The 12963-nt window shown below is 69.0% G+C and carries 11 protein-coding genes and 1 pseudogene; all 12 read right to left on the bottom strand.

Annotated elements, in window-relative coordinates; translation table 11 throughout:
- Positions 1-3: 3 nt before the first annotated feature.
- The 12 genes and pseudogenes from G8346_RS07600 to G8346_RS07545 all read right to left on the bottom strand — a co-directional run bounded on the left by G8346_RS07600 (position 4) and on the right by G8346_RS07545 (position 12937).
- Entirely contained in the window at positions 4-438 is a 435-nt protein-coding gene (locus G8346_RS07600) for a DUF1841 family protein (RefSeq protein ID WP_370520585.1), read from the bottom strand.
- Positions 425-1126: an endonuclease III gene (gene nth / locus G8346_RS07595; RefSeq protein WP_166049841.1), complete on the bottom strand. Its 702-nt coding sequence runs from the start codon at positions 1124-1126 to the stop codon at positions 425-427. The genes G8346_RS07600 and nth overlap by 14 nt, the downstream gene beginning before the upstream one ends.
- Before the next feature lie 13 nt (positions 1127-1139).
- On the bottom strand, positions 1140-1826 hold the full coding sequence (locus G8346_RS07590) for an electron transport complex subunit E (protein WP_166049838.1): 687 nt from the start codon (positions 1824-1826) through the stop codon (positions 1140-1142).
- Positions 1823-2500 (bottom strand): electron transport complex subunit RsxG, encoded by a 678-nt coding sequence (gene rsxG / locus G8346_RS07585; RefSeq protein WP_240901366.1) that lies wholly within the window; start codon positions 2498-2500, stop codon positions 1823-1825. The genes G8346_RS07590 and rsxG overlap by 4 nt, the downstream gene beginning before the upstream one ends.
- Positions 2490-3533 (bottom strand): electron transport complex subunit RsxD, encoded by a 1044-nt coding sequence (rsxD, locus tag G8346_RS07580; protein WP_166049836.1) that lies wholly within the window; start codon positions 3531-3533, stop codon positions 2490-2492. The genes rsxG and rsxD overlap by 11 nt, the downstream gene beginning before the upstream one ends.
- Positions 3530-5086, bottom strand: coding sequence for an electron transport complex subunit RsxC (gene rsxC, locus G8346_RS07575; protein WP_370520564.1), 1557 nt, complete (start codon positions 5084-5086; stop codon positions 3530-3532). The genes rsxD and rsxC overlap by 4 nt, the downstream gene beginning before the upstream one ends.
- Positions 5083-5637 carry an electron transport complex subunit RsxB gene (gene rsxB, locus G8346_RS07570; protein ID WP_166049832.1) on the bottom strand — a complete coding sequence of 185 codons (555 nt, stop codon included), beginning with the start codon at positions 5635-5637 and terminating at the stop codon, positions 5083-5085. The genes rsxC and rsxB overlap by 4 nt, the downstream gene beginning before the upstream one ends.
- 1 nt (position 5638) lies before the next feature.
- Complete coding sequence (gene rsxA, locus G8346_RS07565) at positions 5639-6220, bottom strand: electron transport complex subunit RsxA (RefSeq protein WP_166049830.1); 582 nt, start codon at positions 6218-6220, stop codon at positions 5639-5641.
- 28 nt (positions 6221-6248) lie between these two features.
- A pseudogene (gene metG, locus G8346_RS07560) lies at positions 6249-8288 on the bottom strand (methionine--tRNA ligase); the annotation flags it as partial.
- A 39-nt stretch (positions 8289-8327) separates the two neighbouring features.
- Entirely contained in the window at positions 8328-9452 is a 1125-nt protein-coding gene (locus G8346_RS07555) for a type IV pilus twitching motility protein PilT (RefSeq protein WP_166049826.1), read from the bottom strand.
- Positions 9449-10519 carry a type IV pilus twitching motility protein PilT gene (locus G8346_RS07550; RefSeq protein ID WP_255453985.1) on the bottom strand — a complete coding sequence of 357 codons (1071 nt, stop codon included), beginning with the start codon at positions 10517-10519 and terminating at the stop codon, positions 9449-9451. The genes G8346_RS07555 and G8346_RS07550 overlap by 4 nt, the downstream gene beginning before the upstream one ends.
- A gap of 24 nt (positions 10520-10543) precedes the next feature.
- Positions 10544-12937, bottom strand: coding sequence for a sister chromatid cohesion protein PDS5 (locus G8346_RS07545; protein ID WP_166049824.1), 2394 nt, complete (start codon positions 12935-12937; stop codon positions 10544-10546).
- Positions 12938-12963: the final 26 nt, after the last annotated feature.

Raw genomic sequence — 12963 nt, 5'->3', positions numbered from 1 at the left:
GTTTCAGCGCTGCGCGCGCTCGAGCGCCTGCAGCGCCTCCATGTAGGAGACCTCGTCGGGCAGGGAATTATTTCGTTGTGCCTGCCACAGCGCCTCTGCGAGGCACTCCGCCATGAGGTGCTCAGCCTCGTGGCGCCCGACGCGGGCAGCCAGCGCTCGGTGCAGCGCGGCGATGCCGGCAGGCCGGTCGGTGCCCACCTGCTCGCGCAGTGCCAGGTGCAGTCCCATGTGCAGGAATGGGTTGCCCTGGCCCGACTCAGGCGTCCAGTCGCGGTCCAGCACGGCATCCGGGTCCTCGAGCAGGGCGTGGTACTCGGGATGCAGCTCGATGACGTCGGCGACCTGTATTTCCAGCGGCTCGGCGGGCAGGCGCTCGCGCCGCTTGCGCCAGGCTTGCAGGTAGAAAGCCCGCAGGCCCTCGCGGTCATTCGGCAGCAGCACGACGGCTTGCCTTGCGGCGCAGGGGCGGGCGCAACGGGCGGGGCGGCGGATCGCCCGACGTCTTCTGCTTGTAGTCGCACAGGTCCGCGATGATGCAGCTCGGGCAATCGGGCTTGCGCGCCTTGCATACATAGCGGCCGTGCAGGATGAGCCAGTGATGGGCGTCGCGCTTGAACTCGGCCGGCGTGACGCGCTCCAGTCGCTCCTCCACCGCGCGCACGGTCTTGCCCGGCGCCAGGCCGGTGCGGTTGGCGACGCGGAAGATGTGCGTGTCCACTGCGATGGTCGGTTCGCCGAACGCGGTGTTCAGTACCACGTTGGCAGTCTTGCGCCCCACCCCGGGGAGCGCCTCCAGTGCGGCGCGATCGTGCGGCACTTCGCCGCCGTGCTGCTCCAGCAGGATCCGGCACAGCGCGATGATGTTCTTCGCCTTGGCGTTGTAGAGCCCGATGGTGCTGATGTGGCGTTTCAGTCTCGCTTCGCCGAGGGCGAGGATGGCCGCGGGCGTGTTGGCGACCGGGAACAGGCGCGCCGTCGCCTTGTTGACCCCCTTGTCCGTGGCCTGGGCGGACAGTACCACCGCCACCAGCAGCTCGAAGGGCGTGCGGTACGTGAGCTCGGTGGTGGGTTGCGGGTTGGCGTCCCTTAACCTGCGATACAGCTCGTAGCGCTTTTCGTTGTTCATCCGTGCCGCGGCCTCAGGCCGCCTCGCCATGCGCCGTGACCGGCAAGCCTGCAGTCGCTTCACGCCGGCGCTGCACGCCCGCATCGACCAGGTTCTTCGCCGCCACCAGCAGGCCCAGGCCGATGAAGGCGCCGGGCGGCAGGAGCGCCAGCAGGAAGCCGCCGTCTGCGAGCTGCAGCTCGATGCCGCGTGCCGCCTCGCCGAACATCATGTGCGCGCCGGAGAACAGCGTGCCCTGGCCGATGAGCTCGCGCGCGGCCCCGAGCGTGACCAGCACGCCGGTGAAACCCAGGCCCATGGCGATGCCGTCCAGGGCGGCCAGGCCGGGCTTTTCGCGCGAGGCGAAGGCCTCGGCGCGACCGATGATGGCGCAGTTCGTGACGATCAACGGGATGAAGATGCCCAGCACCCGGAACAGCTCGTGGAACCAGGCGTTCATGGCCAGTTCCACGGCCGTGACGAAGGAAGCGATGACCAGCACGAACACCGGGATACGGATCTCCGGGCGCACCACGTTGCGAATCAGGGAGACGGTCAGGTTGGACGCCAGCAGCACCAGGGTGGTGGCAATGCCCAGGCCCAGGCCGTTGACGAAACTCGTGCTCACCGCGAGCAGCGGGCACAGGCCGAGCAGCTGCACCAGTCCCGCGTTGTTGGTCCACAGGCCGGTACGGATGACTTCGGCGGCGCGTGAGCTCATGGCTGTTCCTCCACTGCCGTGGTTGGCGCCGGCAGCCCGTCGGCGCCGGCGGGCGCGGCAAACAGGGCGTCGCGGTGCTGGCGGAAGTATATCAGCGCGTCCCGCACGGCCGAGACCACGGCGCGGGGCGTGATGGTGGCGCCGGTGAACTGGTCGAACGCGCCGCCGTCGCGCTGCACGGCCCAGTCCTCCGGCAGCGGATTGCGCAACGACAGTCCCTTGAAGCCGAGGATCCAGTCGCTGCGCTCCACCTCCACCTTGTCGCCGAGGCCGGGAGTCTCCCGGTGCGCGACGACGCGCACCCCGGACAGCCGCCCGTCGGCGCGTATCCCCACCAGCAGTCGAATGGGCCCGCTGTAGCCGGCCGGCGCCGTCGGCGTGAGCACGGCGGCGACGGGCGTCTCGCCGTCCCGCGCCCGGTAGACCGTCACCGGGCGCTCGGTACCGAGTAGGTCGGGGTCGCGCACCGTGATCGCGTCCTCGTGCACGGCGTTGTCGTACTCGCCTGCGGGCAGGACCTCGGCGAGGGTGCGCAGCAGGAAGGCGCGCTCGTTCGCCGCGATGCGCTCCGCGGTCGACTCCCAGGTCAGCGCCACCAGCAGTGCACCCAGCACCGCGAAGCCGGACAGCACGCCGGCGGCGCGCCACATGTTGCGCACCACTTCAGCCCGCATGACCGTAGGTGCGCGGCCGGGTGAAGTGATCGATGGCCGGCACCGCCATGTTCATCAGCAGCACGGCGAAAGCGACCCCGTCCGGGTAGCCGCCCCAGCTGCGGATGACGAATATCAGCAGGCCGATGCAGAAACCGTAGACCAGCCTGCCGCGCGGGCTGGTGGCGGCGGACACCGGGTCGGTGGCGATGAAAAAGGCGCACAGCAGGGTGGCGCCGCTGAAGAGATGAAAAGTCGGGGGCGGGTAAGCGGCGGGCGCCAGCAGCCAGGCGAGCGTCGCCGGCAGGCAGACGCCGAGCATCACGGCCACCGGGATCTGCCAGCGGATGACGCGGCGCCAAAGGAGGAACAGGCCGCCGAGCCCGATCCATGCCGCGGTCCATTCCCAGCCCCGGGCGCCGAACACGCCGTACAGCGCTCCGGTGCGCACCTGCTCGACGGCGACGCCGAGCTGCAACTGCGTGCGCAGGTCGTCGAGCGGCGTGGCGCCGGTCAGGGCATCCCAGCTGGTGCCGGTCGGCAGCGCGCCGGTCAGGGTGAACACCAGTGTCTGCCAGCCATCCAGCGCCGGCGGCATAGTGCCGGCAAGCTCGACCAGCGGCGGCAGCCAGCGCGTCATCTGCTCGGGGAACGAGATCAGCAGCACCACGTAGCCGGCCATGGCGGGGTTGAAGGGGTTGTAGCCAAGGCCGCCGTAAAGCTGCTTGGCAAACAGGATGGCGAATGCCGCCCCGGTTGCAGTGATCCACCACGGCGTCAGCGGAGGGAGGCAGAATGCCAGCAGCACGGCCGTGACCACGGCGCTCAGGTCGGCCAGCTGCGGCGCGAGCGCGCGCCCGCGCAGGGCGAGCACGGCTGCCTCGCAGGCGAGGGCGGTCGCAGTCGCCACCGCCATGTTGTAAAGAATCCCGGGACCGAAGAACCAGGTCCAGGCGGCGGTCGCCGGCACGAGGGCCAGCAGCACTTCGCCCATGATCCGGGTGACGTTGCGCGCGGGGCGGAGGTGGGGCGGCCGCGAGGGGTCGAACTTCATGCGCCCGGTCCCGGGGAGCCGTCACTGTCCGAGCCCCGCCGCGCCTGGACGCGCTCCAGCGCGGCGTCGATCATGGCCTTGCGCGCCTGCTCGTCGCCGCGTGCCTGGTCGGCGGCGCGCGTTTTTTCCTCGAGGCGCTTCTTGCGCGCCTCCTGCTCCGCCTCGAGGCGCTCGCGCCTGGCCTCGAAGCGCTCGCGCGCGATATCTGAACGGGCGCGGTCGCGCTGCCGCGCCCACAACTCCGTCTTGGCGTAGCGAAAGTACTGCGTGAGCGGAATCTGGCTGGGACAGGCCAGGTCGCAGCAACCGCATTCGATGCAATCGAACAGGTGGTACTCGTCGAGCGGCTCGAGATCGTCGCTGCGCACGTGCCAGTAGAGCTGTTGCGGCAACAGCTGCGCCGGGCAGACCTCGGCGCACTCGCCGCAGCGGATGCACGGCATCACCGGCGCCCGCGGGCGGATCTCCTCGCGCGATGCCACCACGATACAGTTCGTCGCCTTGATCACCGGCAGGCTGTCGTCGGCCAGCGGAAAGCCCATCATGGCGCCCCCCATGAGCAGGTGGGCGGCCTGGCCGGTGTACCCGCCGCAGGCTGCTACCAGCGCCGCCACGGGCGTGCCGAGGCGCGCTTCCAGGTTGCGCGGCGCGGCGACGCCGTCGCCGGTGACGGTCACGATGCGCGAGATCAGCGGCTCGCCCTGCGTGACTGCGCGCGCCACGGCGGCGGCGGTGCCGACGTTGTGGCACAGGTAGCCGATGTCCGGCGGCACGCCGCGCGCCGGCACCTCCTCGCCGGTGAGAACCTTGATCAGCTGGCGCTCGCCGCCTTCGGGGTAGACCGCCGGCACCGAGACGACCTCGATGCGGGCGTCGCCCGCAGCGCGCACGGCCGCCTCGAGCGCCGCCTGGGCCGCGGGCTTGTCATCCTCGATCGCCACCACGCAGCGGGCGATGTCCAGCGCCTGCAACAGCACCTGCGCACCGGTCAGCACCTCCGCGGCGCGTTCGCGCAGCAGCAGCTCGTCGCAGCAGATGTAGGGCTCGCACTCGGCGCCGTTGAGGATGAGCAGTTTCAGCCCCGAGCCCGCACCGAGTTTCACGGCCGTGGGAAAGGCGGCGCCGCCGAGTCCGACCACGCCGGCGGCCCTGACCCGGGCGCGCAGTTCCGGCCCGGTGAGCGCGGTGAAATCGGTGATCGGCTCGTAGCCCGTCCAGGACTCGTCCAGGCCGTCGGTCTCGATAACGATGCAGGGCGCCGACAGGCCGCTTGGGTGCGGGACCGGATGGGCGGCGATCTCGACCACGGTGCCGGAGCTCGAGGCGTGCACTTTGGCGCCGACGTAGCCGTTGGGACGCGCGATCGGCTGGCCCTTCAGCACGCGCTCGCCCGGGTTCACCACGGGTTCCGCCGGCTGGCCGACGTGTTGCGACAGCGGCAGCACAAGACGCGACGGCACCGGCACGATGCCGATGGGCGCCGCGGTGGCACGCGCAGTGCGTGCGTCCAGCTTGAGACCGCCGTGAAAATGCCAGAGCCGCGTCGGGTTCACCGCCGTTCCGCCGCCGTCGGCTCTGCTGGGCGCGGCCACTTCCAGGTCTTCAGCGTCACCGGCTCCTCGACCATGGCGATGCAGTCCACGGGGCAGGGTGCGACGCAGAGCTCGCAGCCGGTGCATTCGCTGGCGATCACCGTATGCATCTGCTTGCCTGCCCCGACGATGGCGTCCACAGGGCAGGCCTGGATGCACAGGGTGCAGCCGATGCACAGCGGCTCATCGATGATGGCGACCGTGCGCGGCTTGATCTCCCCGCTCTCGGGATCGAGCGGCTTCGGATCGCGTTCCAGCAGGTCCGCCAGCGCGCGGATGGTGGCCTCTCCACCCGGCGGACAACGGTTGATGTCCGCCTCACCGGCCGCGATGGCTTCGGCATAGGGACGACAGCCGGCGAAGCTGCACTGGCCGCACTGGGTCTGGGGCAGCAGGGCGTCGATGCGGTCGACCACCGGGTCGCCCTCGGTGCGGAAGCGCACGGCAGCGAAGCCGAGCGCGAGCCCGAAGAGGAGTGCGATGCCCGCGATGACGGCGACGGCGGCGATCATCTCAGCCGCGCACCAGGCCGGCGAAACCCATGAAGGCCAGCGACATCAGCCCGGCCGTGACCAGCGCGATGGAGGCGCCACGGAAAGGCAGCGGGACGTCCGCCGCCGCGACACGTTCGCGCACGCCGGCGAACAGCACCAGTACCAGCGAGAAGCCCACCGCGGCGCCGAAGCCGTACACGAAGGATTCGAGGAAGCCGTGGCTTTCCTGCACGTTGAGCAGGGCGACCCCGAGGACCGCGCAGTTGGTGGTGATCAGCGGCAGGTAGATGCCCAGCACCTGGTAGAGCAGCGGGCTGGTTTTCTTCACCACCATCTCGGTGAACTGCACCACGCCGGCGATCACCAGGATGAATGCGATGGTGCGCAGGTACTCGAGACCCAGTGGCGCGAGGAGGAACTCCTGCACCAGGTAGCTGCAGACGGACGACAGCGTGAGCACGAAGGTGGTGGCCAGCGCCATGCCCGCGGCGGTCTCGAGCTTGCGCGACACGCCCATGAACGGGCACAGGCCGAGGAACTTCACCAGCACGAAGTTGTTCACCAGCACGGTGGCCACGAGTATGAGCGCCAGTTCTTGCATCGCCGTCGGGTCCGGATCCGTCAACGTTTCAGGTGACCCGCATGCCGGGCTCGGCCCCGCTGTCGGGCGCGAGCAGGAAAATGCCGTCGCCGCCGGAGGCCGCCAGCACCATCCCCTCGGACAGGCCGAAACGCATTTTCCTCGGCTTCAGGTTGGCCACCACCACCGTCAGCCGTCCCGGGAGGTCTTCGGCGCGATACGCGGAGCGGATGCCGGAAAACACCTGGCGCTGGCTGTGGCCCAGGTCCAGGGTGAGCTTGAGCAGCTTGTCCGCGCCGTCCACGTAGTCGGCTGCGACGATGCGCGCCACGCGCAGGTCCACCTTGAGGAACTCGTCGATGCCGATTTCCTCCGGCCCTTCTTCGGGCGCCGGCGCCGCCGCCGCCCGCTGCGGCGCCGGCTTCTTCTCCAGGCTGTCGCGCGAGGCGTCGAGCAGGGCCTGCACCGCCTTCGGGTCCACCCGCTGCATGAGCGGTTCGAAGGGGCCGATCTCGTGGTCGAGCAGCGGCTGCCCGGCATCCGCCCAGGTCATGGGCGGGCAGCGCAGGAAGGCCTCCGACGCCGCCGCCAGGCGGGGCAGCACGGGCTTCAGGTAGGTCACGAGGGTGCGGAAACCGTTCAGGCCCTGGGTGCAGGCCGCCTGCACCTCGCGCTCGCGCCGGGCTTCCTTCGCCACGACCCAGGGCTTCTCGCGGTCGATGTACTGGTTCACGCGATCCGCCAGCGCCATGACCTGGCGCATGGCCTGGCCGTAGCGACGCTGCTCGAAGTACTCCGCGATGTCCGGCCCGGCCGCCGCCAGCGACGCCTGCAGCTCGGGCTCGGGCAGCTCGGCCGCGAGTCGCCCGCCGGCGACGCGGTGGATGAAGCCGGCGCAGCGGCTGGCGATGTTCACCAGCTTGCCGACCAGGTCGGAGTTGACCCGCTGCACGAAGTCGTCGAGGTTGAGGTCGATGTCCTCCGGCCCGGCGCCGAGCTTGGTGGCGTAGTAGTAGCGCAGCGCCTCCGGGTCGAGATGCTCCAGCCAGGTGCTGGCGCGGATGAAAGTGCCGCGCGACTTGGACATCTTCTCGCCGTTCACGGTCAGGAAGCCGTGGGCGAAGACCGCCGTCGGCATCCGGAAGCCGGAGCCGTGCAGCACCGCCGGCCAGAAGAGCGAGTGGAAATACACGATGTCCTTGCCGATGAAGTGATACAGCTCTTTGTCGCTGCCCGGGCGCCACCAGGCGTCGAAGTCCAGGTCACTGCGCCGGTCGCACAGGTGGCGGAAACTGGCGATGTAGCCGATGGGGGCGTCCAGCCAGACGTAGAAGTACTTGCCCGGCCGTCCCAGGATCTCGAAGCCGAAGTAGGGTGCGTCGCGGCTGATGTCCCAGTCCTGCAGCCCGGCCTCGAACCATTCCTCCAGCTTGTTGCGCATGCTGTCGTGCAGGCGCCCTTCAGCCATCCATGACTTGAGCAGGGCCTCGAAGTTCCCCAGCTTGAAGAACAGGTGCGCGGATTCCCGCTCCACGGGCCGCGTGCCGGACAACACCGAGACCGGGTCGAGCAGCTCGGCGGGACGGTAAGTGGCACCGCAGACTTCGCAGCTGTCGCCGTACTGGTCGGCGGCGCCGCAGCGCGGGCAGGTGCCGCGCACGAAACGGTCCGGCAGGAACATCTGCTCCTGCTCGTCGTAGGACTGGCGGATGGTGCGGCTCTCGATATGGCCCCGGGCCTCGAGCGCGGCAAAGATTTCTTCCACCAGCGCGCGGTTCTCGTCCGAGTGCGTGGTGTGGTAGTTGTCGAAGCTGACGTGGAAGCCGGCGAAGTCCTCGACCTGCCCGGCGTGGACCTGCCGGATCAGGGCTTCCGGCGTGATGCCGTCCTGGCGGGCCTTGAGCATGATCGGCGTGCCATGGGCGTCGCTGGCGCACACGTAAACGCAGCGATGCCCGCGCATGCGCTGGAAGCGCACCCAGATGTCGGTCTGGATGTACTCGACCATGTGGCCGAGATGCAGCGGGCCGTTGGCGTAGGGCAGGGCGCTGGTGACGAGGATTTCGCGGCTGTCGCTCATGGTGGCTTCCCGCCGATGATAAGCGGGAAATTATGCCATATCCGGGGCTCAGCCCCCGGGACGGACCGGCGGCGGCTCGGACTCCTCCGCGCGCTTGCGGAAGCGCTCCTTGGAGATGGCCTTGTCGTACGCCTCGCGGGCGGTGATGAAGCGCCGGTCGAGGAGCTCCTGCAACGCCGCGTCCATGGTGCGCATGCCGACCGCGGAGCCCGATTGCATGGCAGTCTCGAGCTGGTCCAGCTTGCCCTGGCGCAGCAGGTTGGCCACGGCGGGCGTGTTGATGAGGATTTCCAGGGCCGCCACCCGGCCTTCGCCGGCCTTGAGCCGGCACAGCTGCTGCGAAATGACGCCGCGCAGCGAGGTGGACATCATGGTGCGCACGTGCGGCTGCTTGTCGGGCGGGAAGGCGTGCACGATGCGGTCGACGGTGGCTGCGGCGCCGTTGGTGTGCAGCGTGCCCATGACCAGGATGCCCATCTCCGCCGCGGTGATCGCCGTGGCCATGGTGTCCAGGTCGCGCAACTCGCCCACCAGCACCACGTCCGGGTCCTCGCGCAAGGCCGAATGCAGCGCCTCGGAGAAGCTGGGGGTGTGGTTGCCGACCTCGCGCTGGCTGATGAGGCAGCCGATCCGCTTGTGCAGGAACTCGATCGGGTCCTCGATGGTGATGATGTGGCCCTTTCGCGCCCGGTTGATCTCGTTGATCATCGCCGCCAGCGTGGTCGACTTGCCCGAGCCGGTCTTGCCGGTGACGAGGATCATGCCCTGGCGGTGCTGGCACAGGCTGCGCACCACTTCCGGCAGCTTGAGCGACTCCAGGGTCACAGCCTCCGAGGGGATGGCGCGAATCACCGCGCCCATGCCGCCGAGGTGCCGGAACACGTTGACGCGGAAGCGCGACAGACCCTCGAGCGAGTAGGCAAAGTCGGCCTGGTCCTCGCGATCGAAAGTGGCTGCCGCCAACGTGGTGGCGATGGCCTGCAGATTGCCGGTCAGCTCCTGTTCGTCGAGCGGCCTGGGCTCCAGCACCTGCAGGTCGCCGTGCAGGCGGAAGCGCGGCGGGTAGTTGGCGATGAGGTGCAGGTCCGAGCCGCCGCGCTCGACGGTCATGCGCAGCAGGCGATCGACAAGGTCGCTGCGGCGGCCGCTGATGGTGGTGGCGCCGTTGCTCATTCGGCCAGGTCCAGCTTCGGCAGGATGCCGGTGTCGGTGACGAAGCGCGCGAACTGCTTCTTGTCGGTGGTGAAGCGGTAGGCGTCGTCGGGATCGATTTCGCGGCGCTGGATGGCTTCCAGCAGCGCCTGGTCCATTAGCTGCATGCCCAGCTCCTTGCCGGTCTGCAGCTGCGAAGGGATGAGGTGTGTCTGGTCGCTCATGATCAGCCGGGCGATGGCCTTGTTGCGGATCATGATCTCGTGGATGGCCTTGCGGTTGCGGCCGTCGGCGGTCTTCACCAGGACCTGGGTGATCACCGCCACCAGGCTCTGGGACAGGAAGCTCTTGGTCTGTTCGCGCTGGTTCGCCGGCAGCGCGTCGATGATGCGGTCGATGGTCTTGACCGCGCCGGTGGTGTGCAGCGTGCCGAGCACCAGGTGCCCGGTCTCCGCCGCCGTCATCGCCATGCTGATGGTCTCGGCGTCACGCATCTCGCCCACCAGGATGACGTCGGGATCCTCGCGCAGCGACGCACGCACGCCGTCCGCAAAACTCCGCATGTGGGTGTTCAGCTCGCGCTGGATGACCTGGGAGCTCTTGCACTTGTGCACGAACTCGATCGGGTCCTCGAGGCTGATGATGTTCATCTTGCGGGTCGAGTTGAGGAAATCGATCATCGCCGCCAGCGTGGTGGACTTGCCTGTGCCCGTGGCCCCGGTGACCAGCACCATGCCCTGGTGGTAGTCGCACAGCTTGCGGATGATGGGCGGCAGGCCGAGGGACTCGAGCGTGGGCACTTCGGCGGGGATGTAGCGGAACACGGCCCCGGGCCCGGAGTCCTTGCGAAACAGGTTGACGCGGAAGCGTCCGCCCTCGCCGCTGACGTAGGAGAAGTCGAGGTCGTGCCCCTGGCGGAAGACGTCTTTCTGCGCCGGGGTAAGGATCTCCGTGACGTAGCTTTCCAGCTCCGACGCCGACAGGTCGCGGAACTTGATCGGCAGCAGGTCACCGCGCAGGCGCAGCATCGGCGGCACGCCCACCGCCAGGTGGATGTCGGAGCAGCCCTGCGCCATGGCCAGCTGCAGGAAGGCGTCGATTCTCGCCAGGGCCTAGCTCTCCATGCCGAAGAAGGGCGCGAGCGCGGTGCGCACTTCGTCCATGCTGCCGAGGCGCTTGGATTTGTCCACGGCCATGCAGCGGGCGATGATGTCCGAGAGTTCCCCGGGGATGTTCGGGTTCAGCTCGCGGGCCTGCTTGGCCTTGCCCTGAACGTGCTGGTACATCACCGACATGTGGTCTCCACGGGTGTAGGGCGCAAAGCCGGTAAGCATCTCGTAGAGGATGACGCCGAGACTGTAGATATCCGCCTTCTCGTCGACCTTCTTGCCCAGGATCTGCTCCGGGGCCATGTACTTCGGCGAGCCTATCACATAGCCCGTGCGGGTGAGCTGCGTGTCGCCGGTGGCGCGTGCCGCGGCGACGCCGAAGTCCACGATCTTCAGCAGGCCGCTGTCGTCGATGAGCACGTTGGCCGGCTTGAGATCGCGATGGACCACGCCCGCCTGGTGCGCCACGAACATGCCGGTGGCAATGTCCGTGCCGTAGCGCAGCGCCGTGTCGAGAGGCAGCGGCTTCTCCTCCTTGAGTTCCTCCGCCAGGGCGTGCGAATCGAAGTACTCCATCGAGATGGCGTACAAACCGCCCAGCGCGAGGAAGTCGTAAATGCGGATCACGTTGCGATGGGTGATCTTGCGCGAGTAACGCAACTCGTGGATGAAGCGCTTCATCATCTCCTCGTCCTGGGCCACGCCCGGGTTGAGGAACTTCAGCACCAGCTCTTCTTCCACCACCTGGTCCTCCACCAGGAGCACGGTGCCGAAGGCGCCCTTGCCGATCTGCTTGAGGAACTTGTAGCGGCCGTCGATGAGATCGCCGGCCTCGAGCTTGGTGATGTCCAGCGTCTGGCCGTACTGTGCCGCCGCCTTGAGCAGTTCGCGCCAGTCCTTGCCTTCGCCCAGCGCGCCCTCGCCGCCGCCCCCGGCGCCCGGAGCGCCGGACAGGGTGCCCGTGGAGGTGCCGGTGCGCTCGTGCAGGCGCTGCACCGCGGAGGCGGCCGCCTCACTCACGCTCGGGTCGCGCGAGCCGCTCTCGCGCGCCAGGCGCGCTATGACCGTGTCGGCCTCGGCGGGATCGGCGGCCTCGGCCAGCGCCTTCATGGCCTCGATGCGCACTTCCTTGTCCTTGTGGTCGAGCAACGGCTTCAGGTGCGGCACGGCGGCCGCGCCGGCGACCCTGGCGAGCGCCCGGATCGCCGCGGGCATGGAGCGGGGCTCCGCGCCCAGCATCTCCACCAGCGCGGGGATGGCACGCTCGTCGCCGATCGCCCCGAGCGCATCGGCGGCCCGCTCACGCACCCACCAGTCCTCGTCCCGCGTCGCCGCGATGAGGTGCTGCACGGCGCGCTCGTCTTTCGTGGTGTTGAGGATCTCCACGGCGGCGCGCCGCACGGACTCGTCCTTGTCGTTGATCAGGCGCAGCACGGCGTCGATGACGCGTGGGCCGCCGATGCGGGCGAGGGCGTCGGTGGCGCGCGCACGCACCCACCAGTCATCGTCGCCGAGCGCGCTCAGCAGGTCCTTGATGGAATCCTGGTCACCGATCTCGTTGAGGACCTCCACCGCCGCGCGGCGCGCGAAATCGGACTCATCCTTGAGCACTTCCACGAGATGCTTGAGCGTCTTCGGGTGGCGCTTGGCGATGATCAGCTCGACGGCGCGGTTCTGCACCCCGAGGTCGGGGTCGCGCAGCAGCGCGCACAGCAGGCCGATATTCGGCTCGCCGCTCATTTTCTCCAGCGCCGTGAGCGCGGCCTGGCGGATGAGCTTGTTGTCGCTCTGCAGCTCGCGCTCGAGGGCGTCCTGGACGTCGAGCCGGTCGAAGCGGGACAGGATCTCGATGATGTGCGCCTTGGCGCCCACGTCCTTGCCGGTGAGGCGGCTCATGAGCTCCGGCACCACGCTCTCGTCGGCGGCCCCGGCAACCAGCTTGAACAGGGCGGCCTTTTCCGTGGCCTCGGCCTGGTAGGCCCGGTTGAGCAGGGCCCGCACCTCGAGCCGGTCCTGTTGCGCGCCCAGGATCTCCAGCAAGGCCGGGCGCGGCGCGTTCTCGTCCGTCAGGTGTTCCAGCAGCTTGTTCGGGTTGTAATCGCGACTGTTGCTGAGCGCCCACACCAGGCCCTGCAAGGCCTTGGCGTTGCTCGACACCATCAGCTCGACGGCATCAGGCAGGGTCTTGGCAGAGACCAGGATGCCGAGCACGCGTGACAGGGCCTGGGCCCGGGTCGCATCCGCCGTTTCCAGCTCTGCGACGGTCTTGCGCAGTGCCGGCGCGCCGATCTTGCGCAACCGGGCGACCGCCTTGCGTCCCGACTGGCTGTCGAGGTCTTGCGGTGTGCGTATGCGCGCCAGCAGGCGCTCGGCGAACAGGCCGCCGAACGGGTTCACGAGGCGCCCCTCGCGGCGGCCGGCAC

This window comes from Thioalkalivibrio sp. XN279 (assembly GCF_011089885.1).
In the GTDB taxonomy this organism is placed as follows: Bacteria; Pseudomonadota; Gammaproteobacteria; order Steroidobacterales; family XN24; genus XN24.
This window is presented reverse-complemented; position numbering and strand designations above follow the sequence as displayed.